Source organism: Pseudomonas koreensis (genome assembly GCF_012986595.1).
Taxonomy (GTDB): domain Bacteria; phylum Pseudomonadota; class Gammaproteobacteria; order Pseudomonadales; family Pseudomonadaceae; genus Aquipseudomonas; species Aquipseudomonas koreensis.
This window is the reverse complement of record NZ_JAAQYM010000002.1, coordinates 25462-48405: the sequence shown is the minus strand read 5'-3', so window position 1 is coordinate 48405 and position 22944 is coordinate 25462. Positions and strand designations below refer to the sequence as shown.

At 63.5% G+C, this 22944-nt stretch carries 10 protein-coding genes; 6 read left to right on the top strand and 4 right to left on the bottom strand.

Going from position 1 to position 22944, the window contains the following annotated elements; genetic code table 11:
• The first annotated feature begins 86 nt into the window (after positions 1-86).
• Together HBN98_RS05270 and HBN98_RS05265 are read left to right on the top strand one after the other, a co-directional pair.
• Complete coding sequence (locus HBN98_RS05270) at positions 87-13085, top strand: non-ribosomal peptide synthetase (RefSeq protein WP_083368342.1); 12999 nt, start codon at positions 87-89, stop codon at positions 13083-13085.
• Between the two features lie 180 nt (positions 13086-13265).
• A complete protein-coding gene (locus HBN98_RS05265) occupies positions 13266-14078 on the top strand; it encodes an alpha/beta fold hydrolase (RefSeq protein ID WP_083368343.1) in 813 nt (270 codons plus the stop codon).
• Between the two features lie 82 nt (positions 14079-14160).
• Here HBN98_RS05265 and dsbG read toward each other — a convergent pair whose 3' ends face one another.
• From dsbG to HBN98_RS05245, 4 genes are all read right to left on the bottom strand, one after another.
• Positions 14161-14931: a thiol:disulfide interchange protein DsbG gene (gene dsbG, locus HBN98_RS05260; protein ID WP_064588490.1), complete on the bottom strand. Its 771-nt coding sequence runs from the start codon at positions 14929-14931 to the stop codon at positions 14161-14163.
• Positions 14907-15776: a TlpA family protein disulfide reductase gene (locus HBN98_RS05255; RefSeq protein ID WP_064588489.1), complete on the bottom strand. Its 870-nt coding sequence runs from the start codon at positions 15774-15776 to the stop codon at positions 14907-14909. Before HBN98_RS05255 ends, dsbG begins: the two co-directional genes overlap by 25 nt.
• Complete coding sequence (dsbD, locus tag HBN98_RS05250) at positions 15776-17509, bottom strand: protein-disulfide reductase DsbD (protein WP_083368344.1); 1734 nt, start codon at positions 17507-17509, stop codon at positions 15776-15778. Before dsbD ends, HBN98_RS05255 begins: the two co-directional genes overlap by 1 nt.
• Positions 17510-17634: 125 nt before the next feature.
• Positions 17635-18318, bottom strand: a complete 684-nt coding sequence (locus HBN98_RS05245) for a hypothetical protein (protein WP_083368345.1) — start codon at positions 18316-18318, stop codon at positions 17635-17637.
• Positions 18319-18602: 284 nt separating this feature from the next.
• Here HBN98_RS05245 and HBN98_RS05240 point away from each other — a divergent pair, with 284 nt between their 5' ends.
• The 4 genes from HBN98_RS05240 (at position 18603) to HBN98_RS05225 (ending at position 22861) form a co-directional block, all read left to right on the top strand.
• Positions 18603-19283: a response regulator gene (locus tag HBN98_RS05240; protein ID WP_007969056.1), complete on the top strand. Its 681-nt coding sequence runs from the start codon at positions 18603-18605 to the stop codon at positions 19281-19283.
• Positions 19283-20605 (top strand): ATP-binding protein, encoded by a 1323-nt coding sequence (locus HBN98_RS05235; protein WP_083368346.1) that lies wholly within the window; start codon positions 19283-19285, stop codon positions 20603-20605. The genes HBN98_RS05240 and HBN98_RS05235 overlap by 1 nt, the downstream gene beginning before the upstream one ends.
• Positions 20606-20819: 214 nt before the next feature.
• A complete protein-coding gene (locus HBN98_RS05230) occupies positions 20820-21305 on the top strand; it encodes a GNAT family N-acetyltransferase (RefSeq protein WP_083368347.1) in 486 nt (161 codons plus the stop codon).
• A gap of 143 nt (positions 21306-21448) precedes the next feature.
• On the top strand, positions 21449-22861 hold the full coding sequence (locus tag HBN98_RS05225) for an aspartate aminotransferase family protein (protein ID WP_083368348.1): 1413 nt from the start codon (positions 21449-21451) through the stop codon (positions 22859-22861).
• Positions 22862-22944 lie beyond the last annotated feature (83 nt).

The window sequence follows — 22944 nt, the reverse complement described above, 5'->3', positions numbered from 1 at the left end:
GCACAGACCGCGCCCCGCACGCCTCCAGACAGGCGTGACGCAGCACATCGATTCCATTAGCAAGCCGAATTCAGGCAGGAAACCTCATGACCGACGCGTTCGAACTCCCCAGCACCCTGGTCCAAGCCCTCCAGCGCCGCGCGGCCCTGACACCGGATCAACTGGCCTTGCGTTTTCTCGCCGAAAACCCAGAGCAGGCTGTGGTGCTGAGCTACCGCGAACTCGATCAGCGCGCCCGCAGCATCGCGGCCGCGTTGCAGGCTGAAGCCGGATTCGGCGAGCGTGCGGTGCTGCTGTTCCCCAGCGGCCCGGATTACGTCGCGGCGTTTTTCGGTTGCCTGTATGCCGGCGTGATCGCAGTGCCGGCCTATCCGCCGGAGTCCGCCCGCCGTCATCATCAGGAGCGCCTGCTGTCGATCATTGCCGACGCCGAGCCGCGCCTGCTGCTGACCAGCGCCGACCTGCGCGATGCACTGCAGCAGATCGAGGGCGCGCCGCCGTTGCTGTGTGTCGACACGCTCGACAATGCACTGGCCGAAAACTGGGTCGAGCCGAACCTGCCGCCAGAGCATATCGCCTTCCTGCAATACACCTCTGGCTCCACCGCGCTGCCCAAAGGCGTGCAGGTCAGCCACGGCAACCTGGTGGCCAACGAGCTGTTGATTCGCCACGGTTTCGGCATCGATGTGAATCCTGACGACGTGATCGTCAGCTGGCTGCCGCTGTACCACGACATGGGCCTGATCGGCGGTCTGTTGCAACCGATCTTCAGCGGCGTGCCGTGCATCCTGATGTCGCCGGCGTACTTCCTCGGTCGCCCGTTGCGCTGGCTCGAAGCGATCAGCCAATACGGCGGCACCATCAGCGGCGGCCCGGATTTCGCCTACCGTCTGTGCAGCGAGCGCGTCAGCGATTCCGCACTGGAGCGCCTCGACCTGAGCCGCTGGCGCGTGGCCTATTCCGGCTCGGAACCGATCCGCCTCGACACCCTTGAACGCTTCGCCGAAAAATTCACCGCCTGCGGTTTCAGCGAAAGCAGCTTCATGGCCTCCTACGGGCTGGCCGAAGCGACCCTGTTCGTCGCCGGCACACCGCGCGGCACCGGCATTGCGGCGCTGCGCGTGAACGATCAGGCGCTGGCGCAAAATCGCGCCGAGCCGGGCGAGGGCAGCCCGATCATGAGTTGTGGCATCAGTCAGCCCGATCATGCGGTGCTGATCGTCGAGCCGAGTAGCCTCGAAGCACTGGCCGACAACGCCATCGGCGAAGTCTGGGCCACCGGTCCGAGCATCGCCCATGGCTACTGGCGCAACCCCGAAGCCAGCGCCAAGACGTTCGTCCAGCACACCGGCCAGACCTGGCTGCGCACGGGCGACCTGGGCTTTATTCGCGACGGTGAACTGTTCATCACCGGGCGCCTGAAAGACATGCTGATCGTGCGCGGTCACAACCTGTATCCGCAGGACATCGAGCAAACCGTCGAGCGCGAAGTGGAAGTGGTGCGCAAGGGCCGGGTCGCGGCATTCGCGGTCACTCAGGGCGGCGAAGAAGGCATCGGCATCGCCGCAGAAATCAGCCGCAGCGTGCAGAAAATCCTCCCGCCTGAGGAGCTGATCAAAGCCATTCGCCAAGCGGTGGCCGAGGCGTATCAAGAGGCGCCGAGTGTAGTGGTGCTGCTCAATCCGGGCGCGTTGCCGAAGACCTCCAGCGGCAAGCTGCAACGCTCGGCGTGCCGCAATCGTCTGGCCGACGGCAGCCTCGACAGCTACGCAGTGTTCCCGTCTGCCAGCGAATCCCCTGAAAACGCGGAGACCTCGGTGTCGGGGCTGGAAGCGCTGATCGGCAAGATCTGGGCCGAGCAACTCAACCTCAAACAGGTCACTGCCGACGACCACTTCTTCCTGCTCGGCGGCAACTCGATTGCCGCTACGCAAGTGATCGCCCGGGTGCGTGAAGAGCTGGCGCTGGAGTTGAATCTGCGTCTATTGTTCGAAGCCCCGACCCTGTCGGCATTCGCCGCTGCCGTGGCGCTACAGCAGCAAGACGGCGGCAGCGCCCAGGGCGACATCGGCGTGTTGTCGCGCACTGGAGCGCTGCCGCAATCGCTGGCGCAAAACCGTTTGTGGATCACCTGGCAACTCGACCCGCACAGCAGCGCCTACAACATTCCCGGCGCCCTGCGTCTGCGCGGTGAACTGGACGAAGACGCACTGCGCGCCAGCTTCCAGCAACTGATCGAACGCCACGAATCGCTGCGCACACGCTTCTTCGAACGTGACGGTGTAGCGCTGCAACAGGTCGAAGCGGCGCCTGAATTCAACCTGCAATTGATCGACATCAGCGACTTGCCGGCGTACGAGCGCGAAGCCCGTGCGCAACAGATCCGCGAAGACGAGGCGCGCACCCAGTTCGATCTGGAAAAAGGCCCGCTGCTGTGGGTGACGCTGGTGCGGCTCGACGACGAAGATCACCAGTTGCTGGTGACGCTGCACCACATCATCGCCGACGGCTGGTCGCTGAACGTGCTGATCGACGAATTTTCGCGCCTGTACGCCGCGGCAACCCAAGGCCAGCGCGCCGACCTCGCGCCACTGCCGACCCAATACGCCGACTACGGCAGTTGGCAGCGTCAATGGCTGGCGCAAGGCGAGGGCGAGCGGCAACTGGCGTACTGGAAAGCCCAGTTGGGCGATGAGCATCCGATGCTGGAACTGGCCACCGACCACCCGCGCTCGGCCAGGCAATTGCACAGCGCCGCCCGCCACAGCGTGAGCCTCGGTGTCAGCCTCAGCGACGCGATCAAGCAGACTGCCCTGGCGCACCAATCGACGCCGTTCATGCTGTTGCTCTCGGCGTTCCAGAGCCTGCTGCATCGCTACAGCGGTCAGCGCGATATTCGCATCGGCGTGCCCAATGCCAACCGTCCACGCCTGGAAACCCAGGGCCTGATCGGCTTCTTCATCAACACCCAGGTGCTGCGCGCCGAGGTCGATTCGCGCCGGTCGTTTGTCGAGTTGCTGGCACAGACCCGCGAAGCGACACTCGGCGCTCAGGCGAATCAGGATCTGCCTTTCGAACAACTGCTCGAAGCCTTTCCGCAGGCCCGTGAGCAGGGGCTGTTCCAGGTCATGTTCAACCACCAGCAGCGCGACTTGAGTGCGCTCAAGCGCCTGCCCGGGCTGCTCGCCGAAGAACTGCCGTGGCACAGCCGCGAGGCCAAGTTCGACCTGCAACTGCACAGCGAAGAAGACCGCAACGGGCGCCTGACCCTGTCCTTCGACTACGCCGATGAATTGTTCGATACGGCGAGCATCGAGCGTCTGGCCGAACACTTCTGCAACCTGCTGCGTGCCGTCTGCGAGCAACCGCAACAGGCGATCGGCGACCTGCAACTGCTGACCCCGTGCGAGCACGAACAGCAGCACGCATGGAGCGTCGCGCCGTGCACCCCGGCACAACAATGGCTGCCGGAACTGCTTAACGAACAAGTGCGCCAGACCCCGAACCGCACCGCGCTGGTGTGGGACGGCGGCAGTCTCGATTTCGCCGAATTGCACGCCCAGGCCAACCGCCTCGCGCACTACCTGCGCGACAAAGGCGTCGGCCCGGACGTGTGCGTGGCCATTGCCGCCGAGCGTTCGCCGCAACTGCTGATCGGCCTGCTGGCGATCATCAAGGCCGGCGGTGCCTACGTGCCACTGGATCCGGATTACCCGGCCGAACGTCTGGCCTACATGCTCCGCGACAGCGGTGTCGAACTGCTGCTGACCCAGACCGCATTGCTCGACCGTCTGCCGGCCAGCGACGGTGTCAGCGTGATCGCCATGGACGCGCTGCACCTGGAGAACTGGCCGAGCCAGGCGCCGGGTCTGCACCTGCACGGCGATAACCTCGCCTATGTGATTTACACCTCCGGTTCCACCGGCCAGCCGAAAGGCGTCGGCAACACTCATGCGGCGCTGGCCGAACGTCTGCAGTGGATGCAGAACAGCTATCGTCTGAACGACACCGACGTGCTGATGCAAAAGGCGCCGATCAGTTTCGACGTGTCGGTGTGGGAATGCTTCTGGCCGCTGATCACCGGCGCACGCCTGCTGCTTGCCGCGCCGGGCGAGCACCGCGATCCTCATCGCATCGCGCAACTGGTTCAGGCGTACGGCGTGACCACGCTGCACTTCGTGCCGCCGCTGCTTTCGCTGTTCATCGACGAGCCGTTGAGCGCCGAATGCACCAGCCTGCGTCGGCTGTTCTCCGGCGGTGAGGCGCTGCCGGCGGAGCTGCGCAACCGGGTATTGGCGCAACTGCCGGCGGTGCAATTGCACAACCGTTACGGCCCGACGGAAACCGCGATAAACGTCACCCACTGGCACTGCACCCGCGCCGACGGCGAGCGGTCGCCGATTGGCCGCCCGCTGGGCAACGTGATCTGCCGCGTCTTCGACGCCGATCTCAATCCTGTCCCGGCCGGTGTGCCGGGCGAGCTGTGCATCAGCGGCATCGGCCTGGCCCGTGGCTACCTCGGTCGCCCGGCGCTGACTGCCGAGCGTTTCGTGGTCGATCCACTGGGCGAGCAGGGCGCTCGCCTGTACCGCACCGGTGACCGTGCGCGCTGGACGGCAGACGGCGTGATCGAATACCTCGGGCGTCTCGATCAGCAGGTCAAACTGCGTGGCTTTCGCGTCGAACCGGAAGAAATCGAAGCGCGCCTGCTGGCTCAAGACGGCGTCGCCCAAGCTGTGGTGCTGGTGCGGGAAACCGCGGTCGGCGCGCAATTGATCGGCTACTTCACCGCTGTCGATGCCAGTGAAGATCAGGACGTGCAGATCGCCCGCCTGAAAACCGCGCTGGCCGCCGAGCTGCCGGAATACATGGTCCCGGCGCAACTGCTGCGTCTGGACACTATGCCGCTGAGCCCCAGCGGCAAACTTGATCGCCGCGCCTTGCCCGAGCCGCAGTGGCAAGTGCGCGAGCACGTCGAGCCGGTCACCGAACTGGAACAACAGATCGCCGCGATCTGGCGCGAAGTGCTGGGCCTGGCGCAGGTTGGTCTGCGCGATGACTTCTTTGCCCTCGGCGGCCACTCGCTGCTGGCCACGCAAATCATCTCGCGCAGCCGTCAGGCCTGCGACGTCGAGCTGCCGCTGCGCGCCTTGTTCGAACACAGTGAACTGGGCGCTTTCGCCGAGCAGATCCGGTTGATCCAGGCCAGTGGCCGCACCAACAAACAGCCGCCGATCGACAAGGTTGATCGCAGCAAACCGGTGCCGTTGTCGTATTCGCAACAGCGCATGTGGTTCCTCTGGCAGATGGAGCCGGACAGCCCGGCGTACAACGTCGGCGGCATGGCGCGCCTGCGCGGTGTGCTGCATGTCGAGCGTTTCGAGGCCGCGTTGCAGGCGCTGATCCTGCGCCACGAAACCCTGCGCACCACCTTCCCCAGCGTCGATGGCGTGGCGCGGCAGCAGGTGCATGCCGAGACCGGCGTGCGCATGGGCTGGAAGGACTTCTCGAAACTGCCGGCTGACCAGCGTGAACAGAACGTCCAGCAACTGGCCGACGCCGAAGCGCACCTGCCGTTCGATCTGGAAACCGGGCCGCTGCTGCGCGCCTGTCTGGTCAAGACCGCCGAGCACGAGCATTACTTTGTCCTGACCCTGCACCACATCGTCACCGAAGGCTGGGCGATGGACATCTTCGCCCGCGAACTCAGCGCACTGTACGAAGCGTTCGTCGATGACCGCGACTCGCCGCTGGAGCCGCTGCCGGTGCAGTACCTGGACTACAGCGTCTGGCAGCGCAACTGGCTGGAGTCCGGTGAGCGTCAGCGTCAACTCGACTACTGGACCGCGCAACTGGGGCGCGAACATCCGCTGCTGGAACTGCCTGGCGACCGTCCGCGTCCGCCGGTGCAAAGCCATCAGGGCGAATTGTTCCGCTTCGACCTCAGTGATGATCTCGCTGCGCGGGTGCGGGCGTTCAACGCGCAAAACGGTCTGACCCTGTTCATGACCATGACCGCCGCGCTCGCCACCTTGCTCTATCGCTACAGCGGCCAGACCGACCTGCGCATCGGCGCCCCGGTGGCCAACCGTATTCGCCCGGAAAGCGAAGGGCTGATCGGCGCGTTCCTCAACACTCAGGTGCTGCGTTGCCAGCTCGACGGCCAGATGTCGGTCGGTGAGTTGTTCGAGCAGGTGCGCCACACCGTGATCGAAGGCCAGTCGCATCAGGACCTGCCGTTCGATCATCTGGTCGAAGCCCTGCAGCCCCCGCGCAGTGCCGCGTACAACCCGCTGTTCCAGGTGATGTGCAACGTGCAGCGCTGGGAATTCCAGCAGAGCCGCATGCTCGCCGGGATGACCGTCGAGTACCTGGCCAACGATGCGCGGGCGACCAAGTTCGACCTCAACCTGGAAGTCACTGATCTCGATCACCGCCTCGGTTGCTGCCTGACCTACAGCACCGACCTGTTCGACGAGCCGACCATCGCGCGCATGGCCCGGCATTGGCGCAATCTGCTGGAAGCGTTGATCGCTGATCCGCAGCAGCGCCTGAGCCAATTGCCAATGCTCGCGGCGCCGGAGCAACAGCAACTGCTCGACAGCCTTGGGGTCGAGCCGGGCGAGCGTCGTCTCGACCAGTGCATCCATCACCTGTTCGCCGAGCAGGCGCTGGCTCGCAAAGATGCGCCGGCCCTGACCTTCGCCGGACAGACCCTGAGCTACGCCGAACTCGACGCCCGCGCCAACCGTCTGGCCTGGGCACTGCGCGAGCGCGGTGTCGGCCCGCAAGTGCGGGTCGGTCTGGCGCTGGAGCGCTCGCTGGAAATGGTCGTCGGCCTGCTGGCGATCCTCAAGGCCGGCGGCGCGTATGTGCCGCTGGACCCGGAATACCCGCTCGACCGCTTGCATTACATGATCGAAGACAGCCGCATCGGGCTGCTGCTCAGCGATCGGGCGATGTTCAAAGCGCTCGGCGATTTGCCGCCGAGCGTGGCGCGCTGGTGCCTGGAAGAGGACAGCGCTGCGCTGACGGATTACCCGGCGACCGAACTGCCTTTTATCAGCCTGCCGCAGCATCAGGCGTACCTGATCTACACCTCGGGTTCCACCGGCAAGCCGAAAGGCGTGGTGGTGTCCCACGGGGAAATCGCCATGCATTGCCAGGCGGTGATCGCGCGTTTCGGCATGCGCGTCGACGACTGCGAGCTGCACTTCTATTCGATCAACTTCGATGCCGCCACCGAGCGTCTGCTGGTGCCGCTGCTCAGCGGCGCGCAGGTGGTGCTGCGGGCGCAAGGGCAGTGGGACGCGGAAGAAATCTGCGGTTTGATTCGGACGCACCGGATCAACGTGCTCGGCTTCACCCCGAGCTACGGTAGCCAGTTGGCGCAGTTCCTCGCCACGCAGAATGAAACTCTGCCAGTGCGGATGATCATTACCGGCGGCGAAGCGCTGACTGGCGAACACTTGCAGCGGATTCGCGCGGCGTTCAAACCGAGCCTGTTTTTCAACGCCTACGGCCCGACCGAAACCGTGGTCATGCCGCTCGCCAGTCTGGCGCCGGAGGTGCTGGAAGAGGGCGCCGGCAGCGTGCCGATCGGCAGCGTGATCGGCGACCGCGTCGCGTACATTCTCGACGCTGACCTGGCGCTGGTGCCACAAGGCGCGACCGGCGAATTGTTCGTGGGCGGCGCCGGGCTGGCGCAGGGATACCATGACCGTCCGGGCATTAGCGCCGAGCGCTTTGTCGCTGACCCGTTTGCCGCCGATGGCGGACGCATGTACCGCACCGGCGACCTGGTGCGCCAGCGTGCCGACGGGCTGGTGGAATACCTGGGGCGGATCGACCATCAGGTGAAGATTCGCGGTTTCCGTATCGAACTGGGCGAGATCGAAACCCGTCTGCTCGATCACGCGTCGATCCGTGAAGCGGTGGTGCTGGCGCTGGATGCGCCGAGCGGCAAACAACTGGTGGCCTATCTGGTCAGCGAAGTCGCCGAGCAAGGTGAAGCACAACAGGCCGAACTGCGCGAAGCACTGAAGGCGCACCTCAAGGCACAACTGCCGGATTACATGGTGCCGACGCATTTTATCCTGCTGGCGAGCATGCCGCTGACCGCCAACGGCAAACTCGACCGCCGCGCCTTGCCGGCACCGGACCCGGAGCTGAATCGTCAGGACTACGTCGCCCCGAGCAATGCACTGGAGCAGACCCTGGTGCAGATCTGGTGCGAAGTGCTCAACGTCGAACAGGTCGGTCTCAACGACAACTTCTTCGAACTCGGTGGCGATTCGATTCTGTCGATTCAAGTGGTCAGCCGGGCGCGGCAGCAGGGCATTCATTTCAGCCCGCGGGATCTGTTCCAGCATCAGACCGTGCAGACCCTCGCCGGGGTCGCCAGCCGCAGCGAACAGGTGACGGCTGAACAAGGTCTGGTCAGCGGTGAGTCGGCGCTGACGCCAATCCAGCACTGGTTCTTCGACACTGCAATCCCGCAGCGTCAGCACTGGAACCAGGCCTTGTTGCTGGAGCCGAGCGTGGCGCTGGAACCGCATCGTCTCGAGCAGGCGCTGCTGGCCGTGATCGAGCAGCATGACGCCTTGCGTCTGCGCTTTACCCAGAACAACGATCAGTGGCAGGCAACGCATCAACCGGTGTCCGACGCCGAGGTGTTGTGGCAGGTGCGGGTGGCGGCGATGGACAAGTGCGAAGCATTGTTTGCCGAGGCCCAACGCAGCCTCGATCTGCAAACCGGTCCGCTGCTGCGCGCGTTGCTGGTCGATGGTCCGCAAGGTCAGCAACGCTTGTTCATCGCGATCCATCACTTGGTGGTCGACGGCGTGTCGTGGCGCGTGCTGCTCGACGATCTGCAAACCGTGTATCGCCAACTCGACGCCGAACAGTCGGTGAAACTGCCGGCGAAAACCAGTGCCTTCAAAGACTGGGCGGCACGCTTGCAGGCCTACGCCAGCAGCGAATCGCTGCGCGAAGAGCTGAATTGGTGGCAGACGCAACTGGCCGGGCCGAGCGCCGACCTGCCTTGCGAAAACCCCCAGGGCGGACGGCAGAACCGGCATGCGAAAACCGTCAGCGTGCGCCTTGATGCCGAGCGCACTCAACAACTGCTGCAACAGGCGCCGCGTGCCTATCGCACCCAGGTCAACGACCTGTTGTTGACCGCGCTGGCTCGCGTCTTGTGCCACTGGAGCGGGCAGCCGTCGGCACTGATTCAACTCGAAGGCCACGGCCGCGAAACCCTGTTCGACGAGATCGACCTGACCCGCACCGTCGGCTGGTTCACCAGCGCCTATCCATTGCGCCTGACCCCGCACACCAGCGAAGAGGCTGCCGAGCTGGGCGCTTCGATCAAGGCGATCAAGGAACAACTGCGCGCGGTGCCGCACAAAGGCCTGGGCTATGGCGTGCTGCGTTATCTGGCCGATGACCTCAGCCAGCGCAGCATGGCGGCGTTGCCGAACGCACCGGTTACCTTCAACTACCTCGGCCAGTTCGACCAGAGTTTTGCCAGCGATGCGCTGTTCCATCCACTGGACGAAGCGGTCGGCGCGGCCCACGATCCGCAGGCACCGTTGCCCAACGAGTTGAGCATCGACAGTCAGGTGTATGGCGGTGAACTGCTGCTGCGCTGGACTTTCAGCGCCGAGCGTTACGAGGCGCAGACCATCCAAGCGCTGGCCGACGCCTACCTCGGCGAACTGCAAAGCCTGATCGCCCATTGTCTGCACGATTCGGCTGGCGGCCTGACGCCGTCGGACTTCCCGCTGGCGAAGCTGACCCAGGCGCAGCTCGATGCGTTGCCGGTGCCGGCGGCGCACATCGAAGACGTCTATCCGCTGACGCCGATGCAGGAAGGCATGCTCCTGCACACCTTGCTCGAACCGGGCACCGGTCTTTATTACATGCAGGATCGCTACCGCATCAACAGCGAGCTCGATCCCGAGCGTTTCGCCCAGGCGTGGCAAGCGGTGGTCGCCCGTCACGAAGCGTTGCGTGCGTCGTTCTGCTGGAACGTCGGTGAAGACATGCTGCAAGTGATCCACACCCCGGGGCGCACGCCGATCGAGTACCTGGACTGGAGCGCCGTAGCCGAAACCGAGCAAGAACCGAAGTTGCAGGCGCTGCTCAAAAGCGAGCGCGAGGCCGGCTTCGATCTGCTCAATCAGGCGCCGTTCCACCTGCGTCTGATCAAGGTCGGCGCAGCGCGCTACTGGTTCATGATGAGCAACCACCACATCCTCATCGATGCCTGGTGCCGCTCGCTGCTGATGAACGATTTCTTCGAGATCTACACCGCCCTCGGTGAGGGGCGCGAAGCACAGTTGTCAGTGCCTCCGCGTTACCGCGATTACATCGCCTGGCTGCAACGCCAGAGCCTGGCCGAGGCGCGTCAGTGGTGGCAGCAGAACCTGCAAGGTTTCGAACGCACCACGCCGATCCCGAGCGACCGGCCGTTCCTGCGCGAACACGCTGGCGAAAGCGGCGGCATGATCGTTGGCGACCGCTACACCCGCCTCAATGTCGAGGACGGTGCGCGTCTGCGTGAACTGGCCCAGGCCCATCAACTGACGGTGAACACCTTTGCCCAAGCGGCATGGGCGCTGGTGCTGCGCCGCCTGAGTGGTGATCGCGACGTGCTGTTCGGCGTCACCGTGGCCGGGCGCCCGGTGGAGATGCCGCAGATGCAGCGCACCGTTGGCCTGTTCATCAACAGCATCGCGCTGCGGGTGAAAATGCCTGAAGACCACCAGCGCAGCAGCGTGCGGCAGTGGTTGAGCGCTCTGCTCGACAGCAACATGCAACTGCGCGAGTACGAATACCTGCCGCTGGTGAACATCCAGGAGCAGAGCGAACTGCCGAAAGGCCAGCCGCTGTTCGACAGCCTGTTTGTGTTCGAGAACGCGCCGGTGGAAGTCTCGGTGCTGGACCGTGCGCAGAGCCTCAACGCGACCTCGGATTCCGGCCGTACCCACACCAACTTCCCGCTGACGGCGGTGTGCTACCCGGGCGATGACCTCGGTCTGCACCTGTCGTATGACCAGCGTTACTTCGACGAATCGACCATCGAACGCATGCTCGGCGAGTTCAAGCGGCTGTTGCTGGCGCTGGTCGAGGGTTTCCATGGCGACATGGCCGATCTGCCGCTGCTGGGTGCCGAGGAGCAGGACTTCCTGCTGCACGGTTGCAACCAGAGCGCGCACGACTATCCGCTGGAGCAGAGCTACGTGGCGCTGTTCGAAGCGCAGGTCGCGGCGCATCCGCAGCGCATCGCCGCCACTTGCCTCGATCAGCAACTGAGCTATGCCGAGATGAACCACAACGCCAACCGCCTCGGCCATGCACTGGTCGCGGCCGGGGTGCAGAGGGATCAACCGGTGGCGCTGCTGGCGGAACGTAACCTCGACCTGCTGGGCATGATCATCGGCAGCTTCAAGGCCGGTGCCGGTTACCTGCCGCTGGATCCGGGTCTGCCGAGCCAGCGTCTGCAACGCATCATCGAACTGAGTCGCACGCCGTTGCTGGTGTGCACGGAAGCCTGCCGCGAACAGGCGCAGACCTTGCTCGATGAATTCAGCTGCGCCAATCGCCCACGGTTGCTGGTCTGGGAAGAAGTGCAGGCGCTGGCGACGGCGCTGCACAACCCGGGCATCTACAGTGGCCCGGACAACCTGGCGTATGTGATCTACACCTCGGGCTCGACCGGCCTGCCGAAAGGCGTGATGGTCGAGCAGCGCGGCATGCTCAACAACCAGTTGAGCAAGCGGCCGTATCTCGATTTGAGCGACGCCGATGTGATCGCGCAGACCGCGTCGCAAAGCTTCGACATTTCGGTCTGGCAGTTCCTCGCCGCGCCGTTGTTCGGTGCGCGGGTGGACATTGTGCCAAACAGCATCGCCCATGATCCGCAGGGTTTGCTGGTGCACGTGCAGGCCCAGGGCATTACCGTGCTGGAGAGCGTGCCGTCGCTGATTCAGGGCATGCTCGCCGCCGAGCGCCTGAGCCTCGACGGCCTGCGCTGGATGCTGCCGACCGGCGAAGCGATGCCGCCGGAACTGGCGCATCAGTGGCTGTTGCGTTATCCGCAGATCGGTCTGGTCAATGCCTACGGCCCGGCAGAATGCTCCGATGACGTAGCGTTCTTCCGTGTCGATCTGGCTTCGACCCGTGGCAGTTACTTGCCGATCGGTACGCCGACCGACAACAACTTGCTCTATCTGGTCGATGGCGCGCTGGAACTGGTGCCGTTGGGCGCGGTGGGTGAGTTGTGCGTCGCGGGTACCGGCGTCGGTCGCGGTTACGTCAGCGATCCGTTACGCACTGCACCGGTGTTCGTGCCGAACCCGTTCGGTGCGCCGGGCGAGCGTCTGTATCGCACCGGTGACCTGGCGCGGCGTCGCAGTGACGGGGTGCTGGAGTACGTTGGCCGGGTCGACCATCAAGTGAAGATTCGCGGTTATCGCATCGAACTGGGCGAGATCGAGGCGCGTCTGCACGAGCAACCGGAAGTCCGCGATGCGGCGGTGGGTGTGCAGGAGGGTGTCAATGGCAAGCATCTGGTCGGCTACCTTGTCGCTGCGGATTCGGCACTGAATCCGAGCGAACGTCTGGAGCGGATCAAGCAACGCCTGCGCAGCGAGTTGCCGGAATACATGGTGCCGCTGCACTGGTTGTGGCTGGATCAGTTGCCGCACAACGCCAACGGCAAACTCGACCGCAAGGCCCTGCCGGCGCTGGAGATCGGCCAGTTGCAGAGCCAGGATTATCTGGCCCCGCGCAACGAGCTGGAACAGACCCTGGCCGACATCTGGGCCGAGGTGCTCAAGGTCGACAAGGTCGGTGTGCGCGACAACTTCTTCGAGCTGGGTGGTCATTCGCTGCTCGCCACGCAGATCGCCTCGCGGGTACAGAAAACCCTGCAACGCGACGTGCCGCTGCGAGCCATGTTCGAGTGCAGCACCGTGCAGGAACTGGCCGAGTACATTGAGGGCCTGGCGGCCAGCGACATCACCGAGGACAAGGCGGATCGCTTGAATGATCTGATGGCGGAGCTGGAGGGGCTGTAATCTCCGGCGTCTGTTGCGGCCTCATCGCGAGCAGGCTCGCTCCCACATTGGAAATGTATTCTTCCTGTAGGAGTGAGCCTGCTCGCGATTGGGCTGCAGATTTTCAGACCTTTACACGGTTGACGATCAACAACCGGCAGCTCAGTCTGCCGGTTCTCTTTTTCATCGCGGGGGTGGTCGATGCCTTTCTTCACGGTTGACGGACAAGCGCTGCACTACATTGATCAAGGCACCGGCCCGGCCGTGCTGCTGGCGGGCAGTTATCTGTGGGACACCGCCATGTGGGCACCACAGATCGCTGCGCTGGCGCCGCACTATCGGGTGATTGCCCTGGATCTGTGGGGCCACGGCGAATCCAGCACGTTGCCGCCAGGCACCACGTCGCTGGATGACATTGCGCGGCAGGCCGAGGCGTTGCTCGATCATCTGGGTATCGATCAAGTCACGTTGGTCGGACTGTCGGTCGGCGGCATGTGGGGCGTTCGCCTGGCGTTGTCGGCACCGCAACGGATCAATGGCCTGGTGCTGATGGACACGTACGTCGGCGTGGAGCCGGAGCCCACCCGCCAGTATTACTTCTCGCTGTTCAAACAGATCGAGGACAGCGGCGAGATCTCCGAGCAACTGCTGGACGTCGTGGTGCCGATCTTCTTCCGCCCGGGCATTGATCGGCAGTCGGCGCTGTATCAGGACTTCCGCGCCAAACTGGCGGCGTACAGCACTGATCGCCTGCGCGACAGCATTGTGCCAATGGGGCGAATCACGTTCAGTCGGGATGATCGGTTGCCGCGTCTGCGCGAGTTGAACGCCGCGACCACGCTGGTGATGTGCGGCGATCAGGACAAACCACGACCGCCGTCAGAGGCCAAGGAGATGGCGCAGCTGATCGGTTGCCCGTGGGTGCTGGTGCCGGAGGCGGGGCATATCTCCAGTCTGGAGAATCCCGAATTTGTCACTGAGGCGTTGCTCGCCTTTCTGGCTGAGCGCCACTGAAAAGATCGCAGCCTGCGGCAGCTACTGCAGAAAACGCGTTCCCATGTAGGAGTTGCCGCAGGCTGCGATCTTTTGATCTGGCTTATTTAGGACCGAGAATCTTCGCCAGTTTGTCCGGCGAAGGCGCGCCTTGCTGCTGTTGCAGCTCACCCTTGTCGTCCATGTAGAAGATGGCCGGCGTCGCCTGCAACTCCAGGTCTTCCATCAACTGCATGTTGGCCGCGAGTTTGGTCTGCACCGCCGCCGGAATATCCTTCAATGGCTTGAGGGTGCTGGCCTTGCCAGCCTTCTCATGGTCTTCCAGCGCCTTGGCCGGGTCTTTCGCCGCCAGCAGGGCAGCGGATTTCGCCGGGCTGTCTTCGCGGATGATGCCGACCATGATGTGCCGCAGTTGCACCTTGCCGGCCTTGACCCATGGCCGCGCCTGTTCCCAGAACATGTTGCAGTACGGGCAGTTCGGATCGCTGAACAGGTACACCGTGCGCGGTGCGTCCTTGTTGCCGTCCTGAATCCAGTTGCTGGCTTCGAACTTGCCCCAGATTTCCTTGGCCATCGGCGCGTAGACCATTTTCTGCAGCGGTTCGCTGCTCAGGTCCTTGCCGTCGGCGTCGTACAGATTGCCCAGCAACACATGTTGGCCGTCCGGCGTCAGGTACAGCGCCATGCCACGGTTCTGGTACTGCGCCGCATAACCGCGCAAGCCGTCCGGGGCGTCGAACTGGCCGACGATTTTTGCGCCCTTGGCTTCGATCTGCTTGATCGCGGCGGGCAATTCTTCGGCGGCCTGTACCGACGGCAGGTGCAGCAGGGCAGTGCCCAGAGTCAGCGTCAGCAGGTGGCGGAGGCGGGGCATGGCAGTTTCCTTGCAGAGGTGGCCGGTGCGGCGGTTGGATTGGGGCTGTCGAAGTTTTCCAGGGCGCGCGCCAGACTGGCGTTCGACAGCTCGCCCAGGTGGCTGCTCAGCAAGCGACCATCAGGGCTATAGAACAGCGTAGTCGGCAGCGCCATGGAACCCACGGCCTGACCGAGTCGGCCGCTGCGGTCGAACAGCACGTTGTTCAGACTCAAGCCCTGGGTTTCGAGAAAAGTCGCAACGCTTTGCATGCTTTCGGCCTGATTGACGAACAGAAAGGTCAGGTCCGGGCGTTGTTGCTGGGCGTTTTCCAGCACGGGCATTTCACGCCGGCACGGCGGGCACCAGGTGGCCCACAGGTTGATCACCAGCGGACCGCCCTGATAATCGCGGAGCTGGATGGTCTCCCCGGCGGCGTTGCGCAAGGTGATCTCCGGCAGCCGAGTGCCTTGTTCGTAGATGTTCAACGACAGGGTCGCCAGCAGCCAGAACAGCACACCGCTGGCCACGCCGAAACCCAGCGGCCGGCGCAGGCCCGGGCGGCGCCAGCCGCGATACAGCGCCGCCAGCAACAGTACGATCACCCCTGGCCAGGCGAGAAAGCCGCCATCGCGCAGGTCGATGATCTGCCACGGATCGTTGCGATAATGGCCCCAATACAACGCGACAAACGCCACGCGCGCCGCGAGCAGGCCCAGCAGAAACAGGCTGAACAGCGCCGACTCGGGGTTATCGCCGCCACGCTTGGCGACCCGCCAGCCGACAAAGGTCGCCAGCGCCAGGGCACTGATCAGCAGCAGGTGGTTAAGCGCGATGGCAAAGGTGCCGAGGGTGAACGTCAGCATTAATTGGCGTCTCGGGTGGTGGTCCAGCGTTGCAGGAAGGTATCGGCATCGACCTCACCGGTGATGCGCTGGCTGCGCCGTTCTTCGCCGTCGGCGCCGATCCAGACGAAACTCGGTGGCCCCGGGACTTTGTAGCGGCCCAGCAGTTCGCGGCTGGCGGCATTGTCGGCGGTGACATCCAGGCGCAGCAGACGCACATCGCTGAGTGCCTGCATCACCGTATCCTTGCCGAACACTTGTTTCTCCATGACTTTGCACGACACACACCAGTCGGCGTAATAATCGAGCAATACCCACTGACCCTTCGCCTTGGCGGTATCCAGCTCACGTTGCAGCGCTGCCGGATCCTTGATCGTGGTGAACGCGTCATGCCCGCTCGGCGTGGCGCTGGCAACCCGGCCGGCGCTGTACACCTGCAACGGCTGATACGGATCGTCACTGCCACCGGCGGCACCGATCATCAACAGGCTGCCCCACAGACCGAGCAGCAACGAACTGGCGCCGAATACCTGGGCGACACGTCCAAAGCCTTCGGATTGTTTCCAGGCGCAGAACGCGGCGATCAGCAGCAGCGCGCCACACAGGCCCAGCCACAGCGAAGCGTCCAGCACCGGGCGCAACATCAGCAGCGCAGTGGCCAGGAACAGGAAACCGAAGATGCCCTTGAGCAGGTTCATCCACGCGCCGGGTTTCGGCAGGAAGCGGTTGCCGACGGTCACCAGCAGCAACAGCGGCACACCGATGCCAATGCCCAGTGCGAACAGAATCAGCCCACCGTGCAGCGCATTGCCACTCTGCGCGATGTACAGCAAGGCGCCGGCCAGCGGCGCGGTCATGCATGGACCGACCAGTAGACCGGACAAGGCGCCGAGCACCCCGGCACCAATCAGGCTGCCGCCGTTGCGGCTGCGCGAGGCGTGTTCGAGGCGATCACGCACCGCCACCGGCAATTGCAATTCGAAGAAGCCGAACATCGGCAACGCCAGCACCACGAACACCAGCGCAAACGCACCGAGCAGCCAGGGGTTCTGCAACCACGCCTGCAGGTTGGCGCCGAGCAGCGCGGCAACCACGCCCATCGCCGCATACACCAGCGCCATGCAAATCACATAGCTGCTGGCCAGGGCGAACCCGCGACGTGGCGTGGCGCCGCTGCCGACGATCATCCCCGCCAGAATCGGCAGCATCGGCAGCGAGCACGGGGTAAACGCCAGCAGCAGGCCAAGACCGAAGAACACCAGCAGACTCCAGCCCAGTGCGCGCTGTTCAAGGCTGCTGGCCAGGGCCTGATCCGGCGCTTCATTGCCGGCGGTTGGCGTCGCTTTGCCGCCCAGCTCAATCACCCGGGTTTGCGGCGGATAACACAGACCGGCATCGGCGCAGCCCTGATAACTGACCTTGATCTGACCGCTGGCCGAGGCCGGGACTTTCACCTCCAGCCCCTGGCGGTATACCGGTTGTTCACCGAAGAATTCGTCGCTGTGGGACTCACCTTCGGGCAGAGCCGGCTGCTGTTCGGCCTTCAGGCCATCGAACTTCAGGCGCTTCTGATACAGGTAGTAGCCGTCGGCGATCTGCCAGAACAGCTGGGTTTCCCCGGATTCCAGGCGTTCGGAGGTCAGCACGAATGCTTTATCGACCGGAAGAAACTCCGGTTTGGTCTCGAATGGATTGTTTCCCGCCTGGGCCAGGCCGGAGATCAGCAGTGCAAACAAAAGAAAAAAATGACGCATGGAGGAGCCTTGTCCCTGTGCAAGTCTGGTGCACAGTGGCGGGTGGCGATTAACCGATGATTAACCGCCCCGCACGATGTCGGATGGGCGACCCGACGCCGATTCACTGGTGCCTGCGAGTGGCCTCAGTCTTTCAGCAGCCCGGGCCAGGTGGATTCGGAGATTGTATACGGGCCAAATACTTTTTTCGCGCCCTGTTCATAACGCAGGTACTGGTTGTCGTTGAGGAAAACATAAAAGTAAGTGTCGAAGGTCGGGTAGTCGTTGGTGGCAGCAGTCATCATTCGGCCTTTATATTCTTCCAAGGGTGCCCACGGCGAATCTTTGAGTGGCAGCACTTCCAGGTATTCTGAATAAAGGTCGTAGATCAGATAGTTGCCGTTATTCAGCAGAAACCAATAGGTTTCTTTGGTGGCCGAACTCTCGGCCCACATCACGCCGACGATCTGATAGTAGTAAGGAAGTAACTTTGCCCAAGTGGATTTTGCCACGGAAGTTTTCGACAGGGCTGTGTCGGACCTCTGGCTGATCTCACAGACACTGGGTGTATCACCCTCGTCGTAGAACATCCAGAGGGTATCGATGCCACCGTTATAGCTGCGGGTTGTCGTGGTGAAACCAAAGCGCAGATCGGCAGCAGGCTTGTCCAGGCCTTCCCAATGACCGTCAACGGACTTGGGGTAACCGGAGAGCACTTTGTTGTCCTCGAAATCGAAGCGGGCATAGGTGTTCTTTTCTTTGAAAAAGAAATAAATACGATCGGGGCCGGTGCGCCAGTCAACCGCAATGAAGTTTTTGCCAATGGTCATGTTTAAAATTCTTTTAATAAAATATTGATTAAGAGTGATGGTGGTTTGTTGTTTCTGTGTTGCGGGCCAAGATTAGTTATCGGGTTTATATTTGTACAGTGCGGGGATGTTGTTAGTTGTTTCGTTAGTTGCTGTTTGGGTTTGATTGTTTAGTCGGTATTAGTTGTTGTGGCCAGACAAGTTTCGATCAAACAGATCGGAGCCTGCCGCCTGCGTTGTGGCTCTGCCATAATTGCGGCTTAATCCTGCTCTGTTTGACTCACCTTTTTTCTCAGGGAATCGCCATGCACGTACTGGTTTGCGAAGACGATGAATTGATCGCCAGCGGTATCGTTGCCGGGCTCACAGCCCAAGGGCTCACCGTGGAGCACGTCAATACCGCTTCCAAGGCGCGGGCGATGCTCAAGGTCGCCGAATTCGACGTGATGGTGCTCGATCTTGGCCTGCCCGACGAAGATGGCCTCAAGTTGCTGCAACAACTGCGGCAACAGGGCCTGGAAATTCCGGTGCTGATTCTGACCGCGCGCGATTCGGTGACTGACCGGGTCGATGGCTTGCAGGCCGGAGCTGACGATTACCTGCTCAAACCGTTCGATCTGCGCGAGCTGTTCGCCCGCCTGCAAACCCTGCTGCGCCGGGTCGCCGGACGCAGCGTCAACCTGATCGAACACGGCGCACTGACCTACGACCCGAGCAGCCGTGAAACCACCCTGGCCGGGCAGCCGGTGGACTTGTCGCGCCGCGAGCAATCGCTGTTGCAGGCACTGTTGCACAACCGTGGACGGGTGCTGTCCACCGAGCAATTGAAGGACAGCGTCTACGGCTTTAATGACGAGCTGGAGAGCAACGCCCTCAACGTGCACATCCATCACCTGCGCAGCAAACTCGGCAAGGGTATCGTCGAAACCGTGCGCGGTCTGGGCTACCGCCTCGGACCGGCCGATGGTGGAGAGCAACAGAAGTGATGAGTCTGCGTCTGCGCCTGAGTCTGACCCTCGGCGCCGCGTTCGCCCTGATCTGGGCCTTGGCCGCGGCCTGGATGCTCAGCGACTTGCGCAATCAGATGATGTTTTCCCTCGACCAGCGTCTGGTGGCGTCGGCGCGCATGGTCGCCGGGCTGCTGGAGCAATTGCCGGCGCTGCCGAGCAAGGGCGAGGGCACCCATTTCAGTGCCGAACAGTTGAACATTCCCGGCGGCATGGCCTGTCAGGTCAGTTCGTTGCGCGGGGAGATTCTGGCCCGTAGCCACAGCAGCCCCGAGCAAACCCTGGAAGCGGAAAAAATGGGCTTCCACGACCAGATGATCGACGGTGCGCCGTGGCGCAGTTTCACCCTCGCGCGGGGTGACGTGCGGATCACCACCGCTGACCGCCAGATCGAGCGCGAAGCCCTGAACATGTCGATCCTGCTGGCGGCTTCGGTGCCGGTCGGCGTGGCGTTGCTCGGTTGCCTGTGCCTGTTGTGGCTGGGTATCGGTCAGGGTCTGGCGCCGCTCAATCGCCTGCGCGAAGCCTTGATGCGGCGTAACGCCGACTCGCTGGAGCCGCTGCAATTGCAGTCGTTCCCCAGCGAGCTGAAACCGCTGCTCGATACCCAGAACCAGCTGTTCCAGCGCATCGGCAAAACCATCGAGCGCGAGCGGCGGCTGACCGGTGACGCCGCCCATGAACTGCGCAGCCCGCTGACGGCGATCAAGACCCACTTGCAAGTGGCGCGCATGACCGAAGGCAGTGCCCGCGATCAGTCGCTGGCCCGGGCCGAAGAGGGCGCCGATCGCATGCATCGCACGCTGGAGCAACTGCTGTTGCTGGCACGGGTGGAGGGCAGCCTGTCGTTCGACGACGGTGTGCAGTGCAGCGCCGAGCAGGTGGCGAAACTGGCGATGCAGGATGCGGCCGGCGGCGAGCGCCAGCGAATCAAACTGCACTTGCCGACAACCTTGTCCAGCGCACCGGTGCAAATGCCGGCGGTGCTGTCGATTGCCGCGCTGCGCAATCTGCTCGACAACGCTCTGCGCCATACCCCGGCGGACGCCGCGGTGGAGTTGAGCCTGGAAACGGTCGGCCAGCGCGCACGTTTTGTCGTGCGTGACCACGGCCCGGGGATTGCTGCGCAGGATCTGCAGCATCTGACCCAGCGCTTCTGGCGCAACGGCCAGAGCACCGGCTGCGGCCTCGGCCTGGCGATTGTGCAAGCCATCGTCCAGCGCTGTGCCTGCACCCTGCATTTCGACAGTCGTCCGGATGGCCTGCGAGTGGAACTGACGATGCCGCTGCAACCGGTCTGAAAACTCAACAACCTTTGTAGGAGCGAGCCTGCTCGCGATTGCGGTCATTCAGCCGATGAAGATCTGGACTGACACGACGCTATCGCGAGCAGGCTCGCTCCCACAAGGGGATGAGGTTTGGGCACATCAAATGTAACGTCTGCGCATTGGTGATCCGCCGGTCGCAGCGTTATGGTCGGGGCTGCTCTGACTCAATGGATTGAGGGACCGCAGCATGCAAGCACCGATCTGCATCTACCCGGCGACAGCGGCCGACGCCGGCATCATCAGCCGTATCATCGAGCGTTCGATCCGCGTCGGGTGTGCGCTCGAACACCGCAACGACCCGCAACTCGTCAGCCGCTGGATCGCCCGGCAATCCGCCGACGTCATCAGCGCTCGGCTGGCCGACCCGCATTGCTACCTGAACATCGCCTTGCTGCAGGACAAACCGGTGGGTGTCGGCATGGCCACGGCCAGCGGCAACATCGGCTTTTGTCATGTGCAGCCGGAATGGTTTCGTCGTGGTGCCGGGCGGGCGTTGCTGACGGATCTGGAAGGCTGGCTGCGGATGCGCGGCGTGCCGCAGGTGAGCATCGCCAGCACCCGCACCGGCGCGACTTTTTATCGGCATCTGGGTTACTGCGAAGCGGCGTCACCCGCCAGCGAGCAGGGCTTGCACTGCGTGGCGTTGCACAAGCCATTGCCAGTGCCCGGCTGACAACTCGATCAGGGGTCTAAATCCTCGCCGCGCTTAAGCGTTTCCAGAACAGGAAAACCTGCATGTGCGCCCCGCGACCGGAACGCGCACCTGTGCGGTGTGCTGTTTTGGTCACTATCCATAGCGTATTGAGGGGTCGAGAGATGTCAGTCGCCACCAGCCTTATCGAAGAGTCGTCGGCCCGGGTTACTTCGGCGCCGGCCGAAACGTTGTACCAGTTCAACGAATCGCCCCTGCTGGCCCGCCAGAGCCAGCAGGAATCCAACGCCCGCAGCTACCCGCGCCGCATTCCGCTGGCACTCAAGCGCGCCAAGGGCCTGTATGTCGAAGACGTCGAAGGCCGCACCTTCATCGATTGCCTGGCCGGTGCCGGCACCTTGGCCTTGGGCCACAACCACCCGGTGGTGATCGAGGCGATCCAGCAAGTGCTGGCCGATGAATTGCCGCTGCACACCCTCGACCTGACCACGCCGGTCAAGGATCAGTTTGTCCAGGATCTGTTCGGCCTGCTCCCGCCAGCGCTGGCGGCCGAAGCGAAGATTCAGTTCTGCGGCCCGACCGGCACCGATGCGGTGGAAGCGGCGTTGAAACTGGTGCGCACCGCCACCGGGCGCAGCACCGTGCTGTCCTTCTCCGGCGGCTATCACGGCATGAGCCAGGGTGCGTTGAGCCTGATGGGCAGCCTGGGGCCGAAGAAGCCACTGGGTGCGTTGCTCAGCAACGGTGTGCAGTTCATGCCGTTCCCGTATGACTACCGCTGCCCGTTCGGCCTCGGTGGCGCGGCGGGGGTCAAAGCCAACCTGAGCTACCTGGAAAACCTGCTCAACGATCCCGAAGCCGGGGTGCAGTTGCCGGCGGCGGTGATTGTCGAGGCGGTGCAGGGTGAGGGCGGGGTGATTCCGGCCGATATCGAATGGTTGCGCGGCTTGCGCCGGATCACCGAGAAGGCTGGCGTGGCGCTGATCGTCGACGAGATCCAGAGCGGTTTTGCCCGCACCGGCAAGATGTTTGCCTTCGAACACGCCGACATCGTCCCGGACGTGGTGGTGTTGTCCAAAGCCATTGGCGGCAGTCTGCCGTTGGCGGTGGTGGTCTATCGCGACTGGCTCGACACCTGGCAACCGGGCGCCCACGCCGGCACGTTCCGGGGCAACCAGATGGCGATGGCGGCCGGTTCTGCGGTGATGCGTTATCTGCTTGAGCACAAGGTCTGCGAACACGCTGCGGCCATGGGCGAGCGTCTGAGCGAGCACCTGCGCATCCTGCAACGCGACTTCCCGCAGCTGGGCGATATTCGTGGGCGCGGCCTGATGCTCGGCGTGGAACTGGTCGACCCTGACGGTGCGCCAGATGCCCTCGGTCACCCGCCGGCCTTCGCCCGCCTGGCGCCACTGGTGCAGCGCGAATGCCTCAAGCGCGGACTGATTCTGGAGCTGGGCGGCCGGCATGGCGCGGTGGTGCGTTTCCTGCCACCGTTGGTGATCACTGCGGCGGAAATCGACCGCGTCGCGGAGATCTTCGGCCGGGCCTTGGCCGCCGCCACGGCCGCCGAGTAAATTTTTCGCCGCGCCCAACGTTCTTTCTACATACCCGGCTGCACCCGGTGTGCAGCCCACCCTTACCGTGATGGAGAACCAGC